This is a genomic window from Streptococcus sanguinis (assembly GCF_900475275.1).
GTDB lineage: Bacteria > Bacillota > Bacilli > Lactobacillales > Streptococcaceae > Streptococcus > Streptococcus sanguinis_N.
In genome coordinates, this window is record NZ_LS483364.1 from 320,072 (window position 1) to 337,247 (window position 17,176).

Below are 17,176 nucleotides of genomic sequence, written 5' to 3' on the forward strand. Positions count from 1 at the left end.
TCTCATATGGTTATAATCTACCAAATGCTAGCCCAAGTTATAAATTTTTTCACTAGTGAATGTTTTACTAGTTATTATATATGGTATAATAAATTTCAAGATAGTAAATAGTTAGTTTGCTAGCAATGAGAATTCACTGTTAAAATCATTATAGAGGAGGATGTTATGAATCAGAATGAGTGGGTTGCGCAGTTTGAAGCTACTTATCATCGAAAACCAACAGCTCAAGAGTTTCAAGCGGCAAAGACAAGTGGGCAGTTTGTAACTCAAGAAATTCCTAAAGCAACAACGATGCTTCAAGCTAAGAACAAGCGCCGTAACCTTATAGTGGGGATTTCAATCGCTGTTACAGTCTTAGGAATTTTGGTGTTTGTACTATTTGGAATGGGACCGAAGATTTCGGATCTTGATGGCGTATGGATTAATCCAGCTGACTCTATTTCTTTTGTTTATGAACTGAATGATAAGAAAAAGCTATTTAATGGTAAAAAAGATATTGAAAAATTAGCTGAAGGAGACAAAGCTAAGGCTGATTTTGAAAAATTTATTAAGGCAGAAAACAATCCAAAAATTAAGACCTTAGCTGATTTTGATAAGCATTTCAAACTCAATACCAAGGCTATCTTTTCTGCTTATATTGACGAAAACAAGATTTACCACCTTCTGCAAAATGATGGCAGTATGATTATTTATGATAGTCGTTCAGGTATCAATAGTTCAAATGACTCACAGTATATCAAGCGTCTTCGATTTTATAAAGTTCAGTATCCTAAGGCATTTGTTGGTGAGTGGAAAATTCGTTATAAAAATAGTGAAAATTCAAAGAACGTAAGTATTTCTGATGTTGGAATTGTAAATATAGAATCCGATCGTGATGAAGAATATAATTCTAGTGATTCGAGTAGATTGGGGCTCTATCCCTTTGTAGAATATACGAAATTGATTTCTGATAATCCAGAAGAGAAACTGAGTGAAAAAGAAGTTGGGGAAAAGATTGCCATGATTAAAGAATCAGTCAGTGAAGAAGGCTATCAAGTCCAAAGTAATAAGGATATCTACATTGATATCAATTCTAACAATTATTTCGTAGTAGTTCAAAATGGTAAGAAAATACTTATTCTTGATACTGGTGGTACAATCAGAGCAAGTTTAGAAAGATAGATGAACTAAAGTTTTTTAACCAGTCCTAGGAGGCTGGTTTTTTATGACTATCCTGAGCGGATTATCTCTTTATTTGCTTGCTGGGGAATAGCCACCTATGCTTGGCCATCTAGCAAAAATTACAATTTAGATGGGAAGAAGATAGAGTAGAATCATTTGACAAAGGTAGTCCTTCTTGGTAGAATAAGAATGTCGTAATGACAAATAACTTCTTCTTGGTTGCAGGCCATGCCAAACCTGTCACTCGGATGAAGCGTAAAGAAAAGGAGTATATCATGGCAATCTCAAAAGAGAAAAAAAATGAAATCATTGCACAATACGCACGTCACGAAGGTGACACTGGTTCAGTAGAGGTACAAGTTGCTGTCCTAACTTGGGAAATCAACCACCTCAACGACCACATCAAACAACACAAAAAAGACCACGCTACTTACCGTGGTTTGATGAAGAAAATCGGTCGCCGTCGTAACCTCTTGGCTTACCTTCGTAAGAACGACGTTAACCGTTACCGTGAGTTGATCAACTCTCTTGGACTTCGTCGCTAATCTTGCGTCTAAAACGTTTCTATACTTCGTTGACTTCGCCTCGATGTACCATTAGTACAATCTTCGCCTCGTCGCCTAGTTTATAAACGTTTTATCCAGCAAGAATCATGATGCTAAGGGCGTCAAAAATCCGTATGAAAATAGGGAAACGACATCGTGTTCGATGAACACAAGGAGTTTCATCTTTTTCACGAGAATTTTAGTCCGAGCTCAAATTAGTTCTCTGATTTCAGAGGGCTTTTTTGTTTTGTTAACTCGCTTAAGCCATGTTCAATTGAATACACAAAGTTGAAACTACTCCACTAAAGAGTAGTTTTTCTTTTTCACTAGGATTTTAGCCTGAGCTCAAGTTAGCTCTCTGGTTTTGGAGGCATTTTTATTCATCGCTCCTCTTAGTATATTTCAAGATATTCAAATATCATTTCCTGGTCTAATTCTTCTAATGTTTCCAAACAAAAAGCTCTTCTATGATTTTAGAAGAACTTTTTCTATCAGCGGCTTTACTCTTTCAAGAATTTTTGGATTGCAGGAGCGGCAGTGATAGCAAATCTTTCGTCAATACGATGCTCTCCACCTTCTACTGTGACCAGCTCTGCATTTGGAATGGTCTGACTTGCTTCGACAGCATACTGATAGGGCACGACTGCGTCATCGGTACCATGGATAATAAGGGTCGGAGCTGTGATTTTGGTCTGTTCGGCTTGGATGTCAATGTCTAAGGCATCGATTAGATAAATCTTGCCCAGAGTAGTATTGTGGTGTGTCAGGCTATCAGGAAGTTGGTCGAAGTCAGGACTCCCTAGCTCACGATAGGTCTCTTTGGCATCATCGAAAAGAACGAAAGCTGGAAAGATAAGCAGGAGTTTGTGTACGCGGTCTGGATAAGCAGCAGTATAGAGACTGGCAACGACACCGCCTTGGCTAGCACCGAATAAGCTCATTTTGCTTTTATCTACAAAGGTCTCGGAACTCAGCTTTTCCATGACTTGAGTCAAGTCTGTGAGTTCGGTCTTGACCGACATATTCAGCATATCCTGTCCACCGCTTTTCGATTGGCGGCTGCCGCCGTAGAAATCAAAGCTGTAAACCAGATAACCTTGCTTTGCCAGCAGCTGACTGTACATTTCATATTGCTCAAGGGTATTGTTCAATCCATGTGCGATAACAATAGTCGGCAATTTTTTACTCTTGTAGTCAGAAGGAGCAGTAATCTTTCCGTAGAGCTGCTTGTCAGCGTATGAAACGCTGTATTCCTCGGACACAATGTCCTCTGTCGGAGTCGGTTGATTTTCGCTTTTCTCACTAGAAGCTGTTTGTGTGGTTTCTAGCTTAGGAGGAGTAGAGTTCAGTTTGGTCTGGGAGTGCCAGAAGAACAGAGCCAGTCCTGTCAAGATCAAGACTGCTAAGAAAGTCCAAATATACTTCATAGTTCTCTCCTTTCAGTATTTGTAGTATTATAGCGGAAATGAATGTATTTTACAAGAAGAGAGCTTTCTTGTTTTTTGATTTTTCTGCCTTTCATACAAGAAAATCCAATTCACTTATCTAAGCGAGATTCTGATAATCTTGAATTTTTTAGAAAATCTTGCTAGACTATAGCTACTAAGATAAAAACACAGTTCTGGTTGGTAGTCCAGACGCAAAAACCATTTTTTGTCAGTAACCTTCCTCCTTGGTTGTCCATTCTTAGGGATTTTTTAAAGGAGGTGCTGTCATGGATAAGATTTCAATGACGCTGACAGTTTATTTTGAAGAGGGATTTTGGCATGGTCTTTTCGAGCAGGAACATGCTCAATCTTATAGAGTTTGCCGAGTCACCTTTGGTGCAGAGCCTAGCACGCAGGAATTGTTGGATTTTCTAAACCGTTATTATCATCGGTTGCAGTTTAGTCCTAGCATCAGAGTGAAGGAGAGGACTAAGTCGGTCAGTCCTAAACGCCTGCAGAGACAGGCTAAAAAAGAGCAGATGGCTTCACGTTCTTCAAAGTCTCAGGAAGCGCTGAGTCTGCAATTAGAAGAGCAAAAGAAAATCGATCGAGTCAAGCGTAAGCAGCAGAAAGAACTGGCTAAGCAAAGGAAATTCGAACTCAAACAGCAAAAACGATTGGAAAAGCACAAGGGGCATTGAGCCTGGTTTTTCTTATTTATATGGGAAAGTCTTCCGTAGGGAGGCTTTTTGTTTGTCAGGCAATCAGTGAGTGGCTTAAAAAGTGAATTGATTTCTCCAAGTCGTTTTATTTGACAGATGTAACAAAAGAGATTACAATATAATCATAAAATAAAAATTACAAGAGTAGTTTTGAAAAGGAGAAGTTATGATTGAAATCACATATTTGGATGCTGTCAAGCAGGAGCGGAAGATGACCTTTGAGTCTTATCAGGAGTTTGAGCAGTCCCAGCAGGCCTGCTTGATTGGAGTGGCAGATTATTACCCAGTTAAAAAACTGACTTATAAAGGTCATGATTTGAACTACCAGGGCACTTATGGGGACGTCTTCTTTTTCCTGATGAAGCAGGATTTGACAAAGTTTGACTAAGAATAAAGGAGAAAAATAATGGTAAAAGTAATCACAGATGCAACATTTGAGCAAGAAACAAAAGATGGATTAGTGCTCATTGACTTTTGGGCCACTTGGTGCGGACCTTGTCGGATGCAGGGGCCAATCCTTGACAAGCTCTCAGAGGAACTTTCTGAAGATGAGCTCAAGATTGTCAAGATGGATGTGGATGAAAATCCAGCTACAGCACGCACTTTTGGCATCATGTCTATCCCGACCTTGCTCTTTAAAAAAGACGGTCAAGTCGTCAAGCAGGTGGCGGGTGTTCATACTGCCCAGCAGATTAAAGCCATTATGGCTGAGTTGGCATAAAGTAAGATGACGGTTATATAGGCCTGTTTTAAAATGAGACTGCTCTTGTTTGGAGCGGTCTTTTTTATTTCGATTATAACAATAATGAGTCAATTTAAAATTTTTGTTTGAAAATGCATATTTTAAGGTATAATAAGTTGAGGTAAATTTTTTCCAACGGGATCGCGCTATAGAGCTGCATTATTTAAAACATAATGGGAATGAGGTGATGATTATTATTGAGTTGCTAAAACATCTTTTATTTGTTTTTATGATTTTTACACCATTTGTTGCCCCAGCAGTTTTGTGTTTTTTTGTAGGGTGGATGATTCCTAGAGAGCAGATCACACAAAAAAGAATCTTATTAGTATTGGCTTTGTTGATCCCTGTTTTGCTTTTAATTTCGTATTTTGCCCCTCAGATATTAGGCCTAGTGTTTTGGAGTCTGATCTGGTTTTTCATCGGGCTGTTGCGAATGAAGAGTTATACTAAATCACAGTACTGGACAAGATGGTTTATATTTATCGCTTGTTTTAGTGCCTATATTTTACTTTATCTCCGCTTTTTTGGGTCTCTTTATTTTTATTAAACTGTTTAAAAATCAGCTTGAAGCAAATCTTCAAGCTGATTTTGTTTATTCTTTATTGTCTCAACAATTTGCTGTAAGAAATATGATAAAGAAACCAGAAAATCAAAATCTTGTTGTTCCGGGCACGTCAAAAAAAGTTATCATGATATAATAGATAGTAGGCATTAAAATAAATTGGAAAAGGAGCATATCATGAGAAAGATATTTAGATTTTATTTCCTTGTAGCTATAGTAGCTTTATTAGTTGGATGTTCGTTTAATCGCTCAAATACTAGAAGAAATAATTCAGAAGCTCCAAAAAACACTGAGACTTCAACCTATCATAATACGGATGTAACTGGCCCTGCTGCGTCATTTGACTGGAATGCAAAAGTCGGCCCTGTTTCCTATGAGAAAACATACGTTGAAACAAATAGTGGCAAGGAAATCACTACAACTTTAGATGGCGTTAAACAGGCAGCTGATAATCTTGAAAAGAAGAAAAAAGAAATTTCTGACCCTAAGGTTCAAGCGGCCCTTAAATTGGTGGATGCTGTCTTTGTCAATCAAGAAAACTTCGATTTGGTTTTGAAAGCTACAGGGACAAGCAATCAAGAAGAATTTTTTAATAAAATTTGGAATGAGGTTTTAATCCCTATCTTATCTGAACGCTATTCAACTTTTTCAAATGATACGGTCTTTAAATACAAAGGAGAAAGTTACCCTATCAAGGTGTATGCACCAATGTTTTTCAAGGTGAATACCAATGCATTGGGAAAAGCTGGGGCCTATACTCTTGAGGATTATAAGGTAGATGGCGACATGGTTTATTTGCAATTCAAGGCTCCATCAGTAGATACTTATCAATATGAAGTGAAGGCTTCTTATCATGATAACTATAAATAATTCTTCCAAGGAATGGTAGATGAACACAATAAGGTTGTCGAAACCAACTATGCCAAAGGATTGAATATTCGATTTGTCTATCAATTAGCTGCTCTTGATTTTAAAGCAGATAACTATGTGGATTTACAGGGGATGGATTATCTTGATAATAGTACCCATTACCTTGCCATTAAGGTAGATAGTAAGGGAAAAGCTACAATAGACAAAGAAAATATTGCCAATCTTTTACAAATCAATATGACACCAGCGAATGAAGCGAATAAAAAGAAATTTGAATAACCTTTAGTAAGAGCTCCTCGCTATCTGCGCACTCTTATCTCCTACTAGTTGGACATTGAGTAGATAAAACTTCCTAAATTGCATGAAAAAAGCACCTGTTTTGTACCGCACCCCAAAAGTTAGACAGGAAAAATCTAACTTTTGGGGTGCGGTTCACTACCTAACACTCTTCATTAATCCGTCACGGCACCTGTTCCATCAAAGCTCCAAGTATCTTTGACATAAGTTGTCAATTGAGCTATTGTTTTTTCATCGCAAACACACGAAATCATATACACCTTATCATCCTTTTGGAATGTCCAGAGAATAGTATAATTGCCTGATTTAAGGCTCATATTTACTTGAATTGCTTCGTTTCCTCCAACAGTAACAGAAGATCTTGAAACCTTAACAACTTTATTTTTTCCGTTCATGGCACTTTCAAATCTTTGAGCCATCATCTCAGCACTAAATTCCTCTCCTTCATCTACATTTGCTTTTTCTCTATTGGCGGCATTTAAAATAATAGCATTAGTACCACTCTGATCTATGTATTGGATGTTATCTCCACCTTCTACATATTCATATTTTTTCCAGCCACTCGGGATACTGACATATCCATAATCTGCTGAACCGATTCGTTTAGTTTTTTCAGAACTCTGATCACTATCTGATATTTTTTCCTTTACCTTACTACTCGATTCTGTAGTCTCTTTCACAACACTAGTGGAACTAGATTCCGAAGATGATGACTTACTGGACTCTTTCCTTGAACTGCTACAAGCAACAAGACTAACTAAAGACAAGACTGCAACAGCCACTAGTAGGGGCTTATTTTTCATGTTATCTCCTCATTGATAGATTTTTACTAACTAGTCTAACATATTCACCAACGAATTCCTCACGGAATAAGTATCTACTCCCCCAACTCGTTACTGTAAGCAATAATCTGATCAACGGTGTCGGACAAGAACTGGATGGTGTCGCGGAGTGGTTTATCCGTCGAAATATCTGCTCCAATAATCATAGCTGACTCAAGCGGAGTCTTGCTGCCGCCAGATTTGAGTAGCTCAAGCCAGTCACGGGCACCATTTTCGTCATTTTTCAGATGTAGGTAGCCGGCGGTAGAGATAACCAATCCTGCGGAGTAAGTGTAGCTGTACAGCCCCATGTAGTAGTGGGCTTGGCGCATCCAAGTTAAGGCAGCATCGTCGTCGATTTCAACGGCATCGCCCCAGAAGTCCGTCAAGACTTCTTTCATGATAGCGTTGAGTTTGCTTGCGCCGAAAGTTCCGCCTTCTTCAATAAAAGTATAGACCTTGCGTTGGAAGGCAGCTTCCAGCAAGTGGGTGATGAAGTTGTGGAAGTAAGTATCCGTCAGACGGTGAGCCAGGGCAAAGCGTTTTTGGCGAGGATTATCAAATTGGTGCTCCAGATAATCACTGAGCAGGAGCTCATTAAAGGTAGACGGTGCTTCCACATAGTAGGTGGACATGTGGGCGTTGAAATAGCTTTGGTGATTGTCAGAGAAGATAAACTGACCGGAGTGGCCGATTTCGTGAATCAAAGTATAGACATCGCTCATGCGGCCAGTCCAGCTCATGAGGACATAAGGGTGAACCCGATAAGGATCCGCAGCATAGCCTCCAGAATCCTTTCCAGCATTGGCCGCAAAGTCGACCCAGCGTTCTTCCTTGTAGCGGGCAACTTCTTGACAATACTCTTGTCCGAGTGGCTCGACTGACTTCATGACGAGGTCATAGGCGTCATCAATGCTGACTTCGGGATTGAGCTCGCTGTCCAAGTCCAGTTTCCAGTCGGCAAAGGTCATTTTTTCAAGTCCGTTTACCTTAGCGACATGCTTGAGGTATTTCTGAGCTACTGGGGCAAATTCGCTCATAATCAAGTCAATTTGCCGGTCAAACATAGAGCGATCAACTTCTTGCTCTGCCAGTAAGTAGTCAAAGACAGAGTCGTAGCCTTTCATGTCAGCCAGCAATTTTTCAGACTTGACCTGAGCTAGATAGGCAGCAGCGGCAGTATTTTGATGCTGACGAAGACCTTCTGAGAAAGAGCGGAAAGCTTTTTCGCGGATTTCTGCATTTTCATGGTTTTGATAGAAATTCTCATAGGTGACAAAGCTGTTTTTGTAAACTTTACCGTCTACTTCGAAGTCAGCCATGGCAAAGTCGCCAGCCCGCATCTTGGTGTAAATATCCTGTGGACTGTAAAATACCTCACCTAGATTAGTCAAGGCTTTTTCGACATCTGCTCCTAGATAGTGGGCTTTTTTGATTTTAGCCTGGCGAATGGCTGAGGTCAAATGGGGCTCTTGGCCTAGTTTCTCCAAGACAGCCTCGTCTGCACCGACCAGAGCGTCGTCAAAGAAGCTGAGTGCGACATTGGCCTCGGTCTCAAACTCCATGGCTGCTTGGGCAATCTGCGCAAAGCTCTCGTCGCCATAGTCAGTGGTCTGTGGCATAAAACCGTAGTTGCCGATGTGGCTGATTTGGATATAAATCTGCTCTAACTCAGCAAATGCCCGTTCAAAATCTTCGAAAGTGCTAAGTTTGCCTTGATAATCACGGACGAATTTCTGGATGTCCTCTCTGGCCTTTTCGATGGCTCGCAGGAAGTCCTCTTGGTCTTGGTAAAGGGCTGTTAGGTCCCAGAGTTCATTTTCCGGGAATTCAGAACGATGTTTTTGTTCCATAGTCTACTCCTTTTGTCGTATATAGAAATAGTATAGCAAAAAATCCCCCAAAATGTCTTTGGGGGAGAAGGATAAGTCAGTATTTTTTAGATGTTTTTCACTTGAGGATAAAAGTCAAAGTTTCTTTGCTGCAATCCTTTTAAAAAGCAGTAGATAAGACAAGAATACGAAGATAACCAGGCCCAATAAAAGGGTGAAGACGTTTTGAGTTCCTTTTGTCATATTGGGAGCTTGATTAGCGATGACGGCCGTTACTGCAGTACCTATAGCACCCGCAAAGGTCTGGGCCAGTTGAAAGAGTGCAGTCGTATCTGCAGTCTTTCCTTTATCAACTTGAGTCGTTGCTAGGGCAAGTGTGTTATTAAAGGCCATGTTTCGCCCCAAGGTAAAGCAAATATAAATCGCAATAACAGCTGTTAAGGTGAGTTCTTTTGTAAAGATAAGGAGTAAGAGTACAGCCAGGAAAAGAAGTGAATTTCCTGTAAAAAGGGTTGGTTTAGGACCATTTCTATCATAGAGTTTGCCAAAGACAGGAGAGAGGAAGGCTCCAAGCATGGTTCCTGGAAGTAATGCAAAGCCTGCCTGAGCGGTTGAAATGTCTTTTTCTATGACCAAGAAGTTGGGAATCAGAAAATTAGCCGATAGGTTGATAAACTGAAAAATGAAGAAGGGTAAAATAGCCAATAAGACTGTTGGTTGCTTTAAAATCCGAATATCTAAGAATGGATGATCAATCTTCAAGCTCCGATAGATAAAGCAGGCTAGTGGCACTATGCAGAGAACAAGATAGAGCCAATCGATATGTCCTTCTTCTAAGCTAGAGATAGCTACAATGGCAAAGACGAGTGAGCTTGCTAAGAGGAGAAATGAGAGGAGATCAAAGGCGCGTTTCCTAGACTTTTCGGAATTTCTTAAAAAGAAAAAGCCAAGAATAAAGGAAATGATTGGGACAGGAAGAATAAAGGTATAAATCATATGCCAGTCAAAACGACTAATCATAAAACCACCGTAAGTCGGCCCAATTGCTGGTGCTAGGCTGACCACCATCCCAGACAAGCCCATGTAGGTTCCGATTTTTTGCTTAGGAACACGCTCAACAATTAAGTTAAAGAGCAGAGGAATGGCTAATCCGGTAGCTCCTCCTTGTAGGATTCTCCCTACCATCAAGATAGGAAAGCTTGGAGCCAACATGGCAATCAGTGTGCCTAAGCAAAAGTTGGCCAAAGAGGTAAAGAGGATGGTTCTCTCTTTCCAATTGTGGGCTAAGGTAGCTCCTAAAGTAATCGTAATGGCCACTGCTAGTAAATACCCTGTCGTAATCCATTGTAGCGTTCCCAATCCTAACCCAAAGACCTTACTTAGATGCGGGAAGGTTACATTCATACTGGTTTCAGATAAGATGCCTGCAAAGCAAACTAAGGCTGTCGCAAGGAGCGAGAAAAAATCTTTCTTTTCAACTGTTTGATGATCTGGCACGATTGTCTCCTTTACATGTTTGAAATGAGTCACTGTCTTTATTATAAAGCAAGAAATCCTCTTTGAAAAGTGAATAGTGGCTATACCGCCATCTTATTTGACGAATCGAAAGGGAAAAAACGAACTCCGATAGTCAACTATAATCAGCTATAGAAAAGAAAAATAGATTTTCAGTACTTTTTAAGAAAAAAGCCATTTCCAGCCTTTTTCTTTTGCCTGAAATTGTGGTAAAATAAGGTCTGTACGTGCTTGATACAAAGATGAGGATATAATAAGCTATTAAGGCCATAATTTTAAAATCACAGTGCTAACTGAACATGTCCTATGAGTTGATTAAAGTCTTAATATCTTGATCTTTGTAGCCAAGGCGTATGAAAAAATTTGAGCATGTGCTCGGCAAGGAGTCTTTATGACAAAACAAGTTTTTAAAACTATTTTTGCAGGCCGTGAGCTGGTAGTTGAAACCGGACAGGTTGCAAAGCAGGCAAATGGCAGCGCCGTTGTTCGATATGGAGAAAGTACCGTTTTAACTGCGGCAACCATGTCCAAAAAGATGGCTACTGGTGACTTTTTCCCATTGCAGGTCAACTATGAGGAAAAAATGTATGCGGCTGGGAAATATCCTGGCGGCTTTAACAAGCGCGAAGGCCGTCCGTCAACAGATGCGACTTTGACAGCACGCTTGATTGACCGTCCGATTCGCCCTATGTTTGCGGAAGGTTTCCGCAATGAAGTTCAGGTTATCAATACAGTTCTTTCTTATGACGAAGATGCTTCGCCTCAAATGGCTGCTATGTTCGGTAGCTCTTTGGCTCTTTCTATCTCAGATATTCCTTTTAATGGCCCTATCGCAGGAGTTCAGGTCGGCTATGTAGATGGTGAATTTATCATCAATCCTAGCAAGGAACAAAAAGAAGTTTCACTTTTGGAACTGACAGTGGCTGGTACCAAAGAGGCTATCAACATGGTAGAGTCTGGAGCCAAGGAACTTTCTGAAGATATCATGCTGGAAGCTCTTCTCAAAGGGCACGAAGCGGTCAAAGAATTGATTGCCTTCCAAGAAGAAATCGTTGTGGCAGTCGGCAAGGAAAAAGCGGAAGTGGAACTGCTGCATGTTGATGAAGAGTTGCAGGCAGAGATTGTCGCAGTCTACAACAGCGACTTGCAAAAGGCTGTTCAGGTAGAAGAAAAGCTGGCGCGTGAAGCCGCAACTCAGGCTGTCAAAGACCAAGTCACAGTAGTTTATGAAGATAAATACGCGGACCACGAAGAATTCGACCGTATCATGCGTGATGTGGCTGAAATCTTGGAGCAAATGGAGCATGCAGAAGTGCGGCGTTTGATTACCGAAGATAAGGTCCGTCCTGATGGTCGTAAGGTTGATGAAATCCGTCCGCTGGATGCGGAAGTGGATTACCTGCCGCGCGTGCATGGTTCTGGTCTCTTTACTCGTGGGCAAACCCAAGCCTTGTCTGTTCTGACTCTGGCACCAATGGGCGAAACGCAAATCGTGGACGGCTTGGATCCAGAATACAAGAAACGTTTCATGCATCACTATAATTTCCCGCAATACTCTGTTGGTGAGACAGGTCGTTATGGGGCTCCTGGCCGTCGTGAAATCGGACATGGTGCTCTTGGGGAACGTGCCTTGGAGCAAGTCTTGCCTAGCTTGGAAGAGTTTCCTTACGCTATCCGTCTAGTAGCGGAAGTCTTGGAGTCAAACGGTTCTTCTTCACAGGCCTCTATCTGTGCGGGCACTTTGGCTCTGATGGCCGGTGGTGTGCCGATTAAGGCACCGGTTGCCGGAATTGCTATGGGCTTGATTTCAGATGGCAACAACTATACAGTTCTGACCGATATTCAAGGTTTGGAAGACCACTTTGGCGACATGGACTTTAAGGTAGCTGGTACTCGTGAAGGGATTACCGCCCTGCAGATGGATATCAAGATTGAAGGAATTACAGCAGAAATCTTAACAGAAGCTCTTGCTCAGGCTAAGAAAGCCCGTTTTGAAATCCTAGATTTGATTGAAGCGACGATTCCGGCTCCACGTCTTGAATTGGCTCCGACCGCTCCGAAAATCGACACCATCAAGATTGATGTGGACAAGATTAAGATTGTCATCGGTAAAGGTGGAGAAACCATCGATAAGATCATCGCTGAGACCGGTGTTAAGATTGACATTGATGAAGAGGGCAATGTATCCATCTACTCTAGCGACCAAGATGCCATCAATCGTGCTAAGGAAATCATTGCTGGCTTGGTCCGCGAAGCAAAAGTGGACGAAGTTTACCATGCCAAGGTTGTTCGGATTGAGAAATTCGGTGCCTTTGTCAATCTCTTTGACAAGACAGATGCACTGGTTCACATCTCAGAGTTAGCTTGGACTCGGACTAACAATGTTGAGGATGTTGTACAAATCGGTGATGAAGTGGATGTCAAGGTTATCAAGATTGATGCCAAAGGTCGGGTAGATGCTTCCATGAAAGTATTGCTGCCGCGTCCACCAAAGTCTGATAAGCCAAAACATCATCATGACAAGGGACATCATCCACACAAGGAGCACAAAGGTCACAAAGACCATCAAGAAAGTCCTAAAACAGAAGAATAAGAGGTCGCTTATCCCTGTAGACCTCATCAAAAATCGGCAGAGGCGAGCCTAGTTCTCGTCTCTCCTTGTTTAGAGAAGGAAGGAGGCTAGCATGGGTTGGTGGAAGGAATCCATTGATATTGTAAAAGAAAATGACCCGGCGGCACGAACGTCGCTGGAAGTCTTGCTAACCTATCCAGGCATCAAAGCTTTGGCGGCCCACCGCCTCTCGCATTTTTTGTGGCGGCACGGCTTCAAGCTGTTAGCGCGCATGCACAGTCAATTCTGGCGTTTCTGGACCCAGATTGAGATTCATCCTGGCGCTCAGATTGAGTCAGGTGTCTTCATTGACCATGGCAGTGGCCTGGTGATTGGAGAAACGGCCATTGTGGAGAAGGGTGCCATGCTTTACCACGGTGTGACCCTGGGCGGTACGGGCAAGGATACAGGCAAACGGCATCCGACCGTGCGTCGGGGTGCCTTGGTCTCTGCCCATGCTCAAGTCATCGGACCAATTGAGATTGGTGAAAAAGCCAAGGTCGGAGCCGGTGCAGTTGTCGTGGCTGATGTTCCAAGTGATGTGACAGTGGTTGGCGTACCAGCCAAGATTGTCCGTGTTCATGGTGAGAAAGACGAGCCAACCATTCATGAGGTAGAGGAGAAACGGGAATACTATCTAGACAAGCTAGAGCATGCCCGTGAAGCTAGCCACCATTCGTCAAGTCTTTAGAAAAGGTTAGCAAAGCTATCGAAGCAAAATATGACAGGAGGAACCGACATGTCAGATTTATCAGATGCTATTTTGAACCAGGTAGTCCTTGAACTGAAAGAAGGTTTGGACGGTCCTGCCAAGGAGTCCTTTACCAAACTACCGCCTAGCCACCAGCGTGAATGGGCTCGCTATATCGGTGAAGCCAAAAAAGATGAGACCAAACTGCGCCGCATAGAAAAGATGAAGGTGTATTTGCTGAAGCCTTAAAGAAAGAGAACTTATGCTATTAGAGGAATTTGAAGATGTAGCAGCAGTCATTGAGCCAACAGATAGGCAGATTATTGACAAGGGGGAGGTATGCGAAACCATCATCCTGTCTTTTAATGGCGAAATTCTGAAACGTTTGGTCGAGTCAGAGGAAGTCTATCCGGGAGGCTATTTGAAAAGCATCAACGGACAGCATCCATGGTATATTTATGACCAAGGAACTAGCAAGCTAGCAGTTATGTTGGCTCCGATTGGGGCTCCCATGATAGTCGGCCAGCTGGAGGAGTTGGCGGCCAGAGGCTTCAAGAATTTCATCATTCTAGGTTCCTGTGGCGTTTTGGATCGCTCAATTGAGGCGGATAAGATTATCTTGCCGGCTGCTGCTTTGCGAGATGAAGGGACTAGCTATCACTATGCCCCACCGGGTGACGAAGTCGCCTATGACGAGTCTCTGCTGATCGAGCTGGAAGCCATCTTTGACAAGCACGATATTGAGCATATCCGCACCAAGTCTTGGACGACTGATGCCTTTTATCGAGAAACACCTGATAAGGTCAAGCGTCGCTTGGCTGCCGGTGCCCAAGTGGTGGACATGGAAGCTTCGGCTATCATGGCTTGGAGTCAATTTCGCAAGACCAAGGTCTATCAGTTCTTCTACACAGCTGACTATGTGGATCATCATAACCGAATCTGGGATGCCCGCCATGAAGAGCGGACAGCTGATGCCATGACTTTTTTCACTATCGCTTTGACAATAGCAAAGGAACTAGAAAGGTAACTACAAGAATGGCAGTATATTTTTACGGCTGTATCACCATGGATGGCTACTTGGCAGACAGCCAGCACAGGATAGACTGGCTGCATCAGCTTGGTTCTGTAGAGGATACAGGCTATGATGACTTTTACAGGCAAATGGATATCACCATCATGGGCAAGCGGACTTTTGAGGAAATCCAAGATTTGCAAGATGTAGAAAGTTTTTATCAAGCTACGGAAAACTATGTCTTTACGCATGATAGGCACCTGCCTGTCAGCAATTACCAGCCAGTAGCTGGGGATGTGGTGGACTTTGTTCACCAGATTGACAAAGGCAAAAATGTCTTTGTGATTGGTGGTAATTCCTTGGTAGGACCGCTCTTGGATGCGGATCTTTTCGACCACCTCATTATTCAGATAGCACCCCTTATCCTAGGAAAGGGGGTTCCCCTCTTTACCCAAGAGGAAGGGCAGCGCTTTTACCAACTGGATAGCCTCAGACAATTTGGCCCTTTTGCAGAGCTGGTTTTCAGCCGAAAAAGTCAGAAATAGAGAAGGGAGTGGACCGCATGATTAAAATTTACGACACCATGACCCGCAGCCTACGTGAATTTGTGCCCATTGAAGAGGGCAAGGTTCGCATGTATGTCTGCGGTCCGACGGTTTATAACTATATCCATGTCGGCAATGCCCGCTCAACAGTAGCTTTTGACACAGTTCGTCGCTATTTTGAGTATCGGGGATTTGAGGTCAATTATATTTCCAATTTTACAGATGTAGATGATAAGATTATCCATCGCGCCAAGGAAGAAGGCATCACACCAAAAGAAGTGGCGGACAAGTATATCGCGGCTTTTCGTGAGGATGTGACGGCCTTAGGTGTCAAGCCGGCTACTCAGCATCCGCGTGTGATTGACTTTATGGAGGCAATCATTGACTTCGTGCAGACTTTGGTGGACAAGGGCTACGCCTATGAGTCAGAGGGTGATGTCTACTTCCGCGTCGAAAAGTCTCGTGATTATGCCAAATTAGCCAATAAAACCTTGGCAGACTTGGAGTTAGGTGCTTCTGGTCGGACAGATGAGGAGACTGCTCGTAAGGAAAATCCAGTGGACTTTGCTCTCTGGAAGGCGGCCAAGCCGGGCGAGATTTCCTGGGAAAGTCCTTGGGGAGCAGGTCGTCCGGGCTGGCACATCGAGTGTTCGGTCATGTCGACGGAGATCTTGGGTGATACTATTGATATCCACGGTGGTGGGGCAGACCTAGAGTTTCCTCACCATACCAATGAAATCGCCCAGTCAGAGGCCAAGACTGGTCAGACTTTTTCCAACTACTGGATGCACAATGGCTTTGTCAACATTGATGACGTCAAGATGTCCAAATCTCTAGGCAATTTTATCACTGTTCACGATGCCCTCAAGACCATTGACGGTCAGGTACTGCGTTTCTTCTTTGCTACCCAGCATTACCGCAAGCCGATTAATTTCACAGAAAAAGCTGTTCATGATGCAGCGACTAATCTCAAGTATTTGAAGAATACCTATGAGCAGCCTTTCACTGGTCAGGCAGACTCTGCTCAGCTTCAGGCCTTTCTGGACAAGTTCACAGCTGCAATGGACGAAGATTTTAATGCGGCTAATGGTATCACGGTTGTCTTCGAGCTGGCTAAGTGGATCAACTCTGGTAACTACACCGCTGAAGTTAAGGCAGCCTTTGCAAAGCTCTTAGAAGTTTTTGGTATCGTCTTCGTAGAAGAAGTTTTGGACGCGGACATTGAGCGCTTGATTGAGGAACGCCAAGAAGCGCGGGCTAATCGAGATTTTGCGACAGCAGACCGTATTCGAGATGAATTGGCCGCTCAGGGTATCAAGCTTTTGGATACTAAGGATGGAGTGAGGTGGACACGTGACTGATGTCAACCTGATTAACGGTATTGCTCTCGCCTTTGAGGGAGATGCTGTCTACTCCATGTATATCCGGCGTCACCTGATTTTTCAGGGGCTGACCAAGCCTAATCAGCTGCACAGGGAAGCGACTAAGTATGTTTCTGCCAAGGCTCAGGCTAATCTCATCTCTCTCATGCTGGAAGAAGGGATTCTGACGGAAAAGGAAGAGGATATCTACAAGCGTGGCCGCAATGCCAACAGCCATACCAAGGCTAAGAATACGGACATCGTCACCTACCGTATGTCTACCGGCTTTGAGGCAGTCATGGGCTACCTGCATATGACCGAAGCAATTGAGCGACTGGAAGAGCTGATTGACTGGTGTATCAAACGGGTGGAGGAAAGCAAATAAAAAAAGATTTTCTAGCTCCGTTTACAAGCTAGATAAATTGAACATATCTAAAACAGAGTTGCTGCGGCAGCTCTTTT

17 protein-coding genes and 1 pseudogene are annotated in these 17,176 nt (G+C 42.7%); 14 read left to right on the plus strand and 4 right to left on the minus strand.

Translation table 11 applies throughout. The features are described 5' to 3' along the window. The first annotated feature begins 165 nt into the window (after positions 1 to 165). Complete coding sequence (locus DQM55_RS01700; RefSeq protein ID WP_111675282.1) at positions 166 to 1,161, plus strand: hypothetical protein; 996 nt, start codon at positions 166 to 168, stop codon at positions 1,159 to 1,161. Between the two features lie 275 nt (positions 1,162 to 1,436). After that, positions 1,437 to 1,706 (plus strand): 30S ribosomal protein S15, encoded by a 270-nt coding sequence (rpsO, locus tag DQM55_RS01705; protein WP_004193424.1) that lies wholly within the window; start codon positions 1,437 to 1,439, stop codon positions 1,704 to 1,706. A gap of 500 nt (positions 1,707 to 2,206) precedes the next feature. Here rpsO and DQM55_RS01710 read toward each other — a convergent pair whose 3' ends face one another. Continuing rightward, a complete protein-coding gene (locus DQM55_RS01710; protein WP_111675283.1) occupies positions 2,207 to 3,133 on the minus strand; it encodes an alpha/beta hydrolase family protein in 927 nt (308 codons plus the stop codon). 287 nt (positions 3,134 to 3,420) lie between these two features. Here DQM55_RS01710 and DQM55_RS01715 point away from each other — a divergent pair, with 287 nt between their 5' ends. The 5 genes and pseudogenes from DQM55_RS01715 (at position 3,421) to DQM55_RS01735 (ending at position 6,308) form a co-directional block, all read left to right on the plus strand. Beyond that, entirely contained in the window at positions 3,421 to 3,834 is a 414-nt protein-coding gene (locus DQM55_RS01715; RefSeq protein WP_111675284.1) for a YjdF family protein, read from the plus strand. 187 nt (positions 3,835 to 4,021) lie between these two features. Continuing rightward, positions 4,022 to 4,243: a DUF4649 family protein gene (locus DQM55_RS01720; RefSeq protein ID WP_002899027.1), complete on the plus strand. Its 222-nt coding sequence runs from the start codon at positions 4,022 to 4,024 to the stop codon at positions 4,241 to 4,243. Between the two features lie 18 nt (positions 4,244 to 4,261). Further along, positions 4,262 to 4,576 carry a thioredoxin gene (gene trxA, locus DQM55_RS01725; protein ID WP_111675285.1) on the plus strand — a complete coding sequence of 105 codons (315 nt, stop codon included), beginning with the start codon at positions 4,262 to 4,264 and terminating at the stop codon, positions 4,574 to 4,576. A 208-nt stretch (positions 4,577 to 4,784) separates the two neighbouring features. Continuing rightward, positions 4,785 to 5,144 (plus strand): hypothetical protein, encoded by a 360-nt coding sequence (locus DQM55_RS11785; RefSeq protein WP_111675286.1) that lies wholly within the window; start codon positions 4,785 to 4,787, stop codon positions 5,142 to 5,144. 192 nt (positions 5,145 to 5,336) lie between these two features. After that, a pseudogene (locus tag DQM55_RS01735) lies at positions 5,337 to 6,308 on the plus strand (hypothetical protein). Positions 6,309 to 6,481: 173 nt separating this feature from the next. Here the strand turns inward: DQM55_RS01735 and DQM55_RS01740 are convergent. From DQM55_RS01740 to DQM55_RS01750, 3 genes are all read right to left on the minus strand, one after another. Further along, entirely contained in the window at positions 6,482 to 7,129 is a 648-nt protein-coding gene (locus DQM55_RS01740; protein WP_111675287.1) for a hypothetical protein, read from the minus strand. Between the two features lie 74 nt (positions 7,130 to 7,203). Next, on the minus strand, positions 7,204 to 9,000 hold the full coding sequence (pepF, locus tag DQM55_RS01745; RefSeq protein WP_111675288.1) for an oligoendopeptidase F: 1,797 nt from the start codon (positions 8,998 to 9,000) through the stop codon (positions 7,204 to 7,206). Positions 9,001 to 9,114: 114 nt separating this feature from the next. Then, positions 9,115 to 10,476: an MFS transporter gene (locus DQM55_RS01750; protein WP_111675289.1), complete on the minus strand. Its 1,362-nt coding sequence runs from the start codon at positions 10,474 to 10,476 to the stop codon at positions 9,115 to 9,117. A gap of 409 nt (positions 10,477 to 10,885) precedes the next feature. On the opposite strand from DQM55_RS01750, the gene pnp reads away from it, so the two are divergent. From pnp to DQM55_RS01785, 7 genes are all read left to right on the plus strand, one after another. Next, on the plus strand, positions 10,886 to 13,087 hold the full coding sequence (gene pnp, locus DQM55_RS01755; RefSeq protein WP_111675290.1) for a polyribonucleotide nucleotidyltransferase: 2,202 nt from the start codon (positions 10,886 to 10,888) through the stop codon (positions 13,085 to 13,087). Positions 13,088 to 13,178: 91 nt separating this feature from the next. Beyond that, complete coding sequence (cysE, locus tag DQM55_RS01760) at positions 13,179 to 13,796, plus strand: serine O-acetyltransferase (protein ID WP_002899011.1); 618 nt, start codon at positions 13,179 to 13,181, stop codon at positions 13,794 to 13,796. Positions 13,797 to 13,826: 30 nt separating this feature from the next. Beyond that, positions 13,827 to 14,045, plus strand: coding sequence for a YdeI/OmpD-associated family protein (locus DQM55_RS01765; protein WP_111675291.1), 219 nt, complete (start codon positions 13,827 to 13,829; stop codon positions 14,043 to 14,045). Positions 14,046 to 14,058: 13 nt separating this feature from the next. Next, positions 14,059 to 14,823, plus strand: a complete 765-nt coding sequence (locus DQM55_RS01770; protein ID WP_111675292.1) for a nucleoside phosphorylase — start codon at positions 14,059 to 14,061, stop codon at positions 14,821 to 14,823. An 8-nt stretch (positions 14,824 to 14,831) separates the two neighbouring features. After that, entirely contained in the window at positions 14,832 to 15,353 is a 522-nt protein-coding gene (locus tag DQM55_RS01775) for a dihydrofolate reductase family protein (RefSeq protein ID WP_000301974.1), read from the plus strand. Positions 15,354 to 15,370: 17 nt separating this feature from the next. Next, entirely contained in the window at positions 15,371 to 16,714 is a 1,344-nt protein-coding gene (gene cysS / locus DQM55_RS01780) for a cysteine--tRNA ligase (protein WP_111675293.1), read from the plus strand. Next, a complete protein-coding gene (locus DQM55_RS01785; protein WP_111675294.1) occupies positions 16,707 to 17,099 on the plus strand; it encodes a Mini-ribonuclease 3 in 393 nt (130 codons plus the stop codon). Before cysS ends, DQM55_RS01785 begins: the two co-directional genes overlap by 8 nt. The last annotated feature ends 77 nt before the right edge of the window (positions 17,100 to 17,176 follow it).

Excerpts from the sequence above, each read along its gene's own strand:
- DQM55_RS01700 (WP_111675282.1), top strand. The coding sequence starts at position 166 with ATGAATCAGAATGAGTGGGTTGCGCAGTTTGAAGCTACTTATCATCGA.
- rpsO (WP_004193424.1), top strand. The coding sequence starts at position 1,437 with ATGGCAATCTCAAAAGAGAAAAAAAATGAAATCATTGCACAATACGCA.
- DQM55_RS01710 (WP_111675283.1), bottom strand. The coding sequence starts at position 3,133 with ATGAAGTATATTTGGACTTTCTTAGCAGTCTTGATCTTGACAGGACTG.
- DQM55_RS01715 (WP_111675284.1), top strand. The coding sequence starts at position 3,421 with ATGGATAAGATTTCAATGACGCTGACAGTTTATTTTGAAGAGGGATTT.
- DQM55_RS01720 (WP_002899027.1), top strand. The coding sequence starts at position 4,022 with ATGATTGAAATCACATATTTGGATGCTGTCAAGCAGGAGCGGAAGATG.
- trxA (WP_111675285.1), top strand. The coding sequence starts at position 4,262 with ATGGTAAAAGTAATCACAGATGCAACATTTGAGCAAGAAACAAAAGAT.
- DQM55_RS11785 (WP_111675286.1), top strand. The coding sequence starts at position 4,785 with ATGATTATTATTGAGTTGCTAAAACATCTTTTATTTGTTTTTATGATT.
- DQM55_RS01740 (WP_111675287.1), bottom strand. The coding sequence starts at position 7,129 with ATGAAAAATAAGCCCCTACTAGTGGCTGTTGCAGTCTTGTCTTTAGTT.
- pepF (WP_111675288.1), bottom strand. The coding sequence starts at position 9,000 with ATGGAACAAAAACATCGTTCTGAATTCCCGGAAAATGAACTCTGGGAC.
- pnp (WP_111675290.1), top strand. The coding sequence starts at position 10,886 with ATGACAAAACAAGTTTTTAAAACTATTTTTGCAGGCCGTGAGCTGGTA.
- cysE (WP_002899011.1), top strand. The coding sequence starts at position 13,179 with ATGGGTTGGTGGAAGGAATCCATTGATATTGTAAAAGAAAATGACCCG.
- DQM55_RS01765 (WP_111675291.1), top strand. The coding sequence starts at position 13,827 with ATGACAGGAGGAACCGACATGTCAGATTTATCAGATGCTATTTTGAAC.
- DQM55_RS01770 (WP_111675292.1), top strand. The coding sequence starts at position 14,059 with ATGCTATTAGAGGAATTTGAAGATGTAGCAGCAGTCATTGAGCCAACA.
- DQM55_RS01775 (WP_000301974.1), top strand. The coding sequence starts at position 14,832 with ATGGCAGTATATTTTTACGGCTGTATCACCATGGATGGCTACTTGGCA.
- cysS (WP_111675293.1), top strand. The coding sequence starts at position 15,371 with ATGATTAAAATTTACGACACCATGACCCGCAGCCTACGTGAATTTGTG.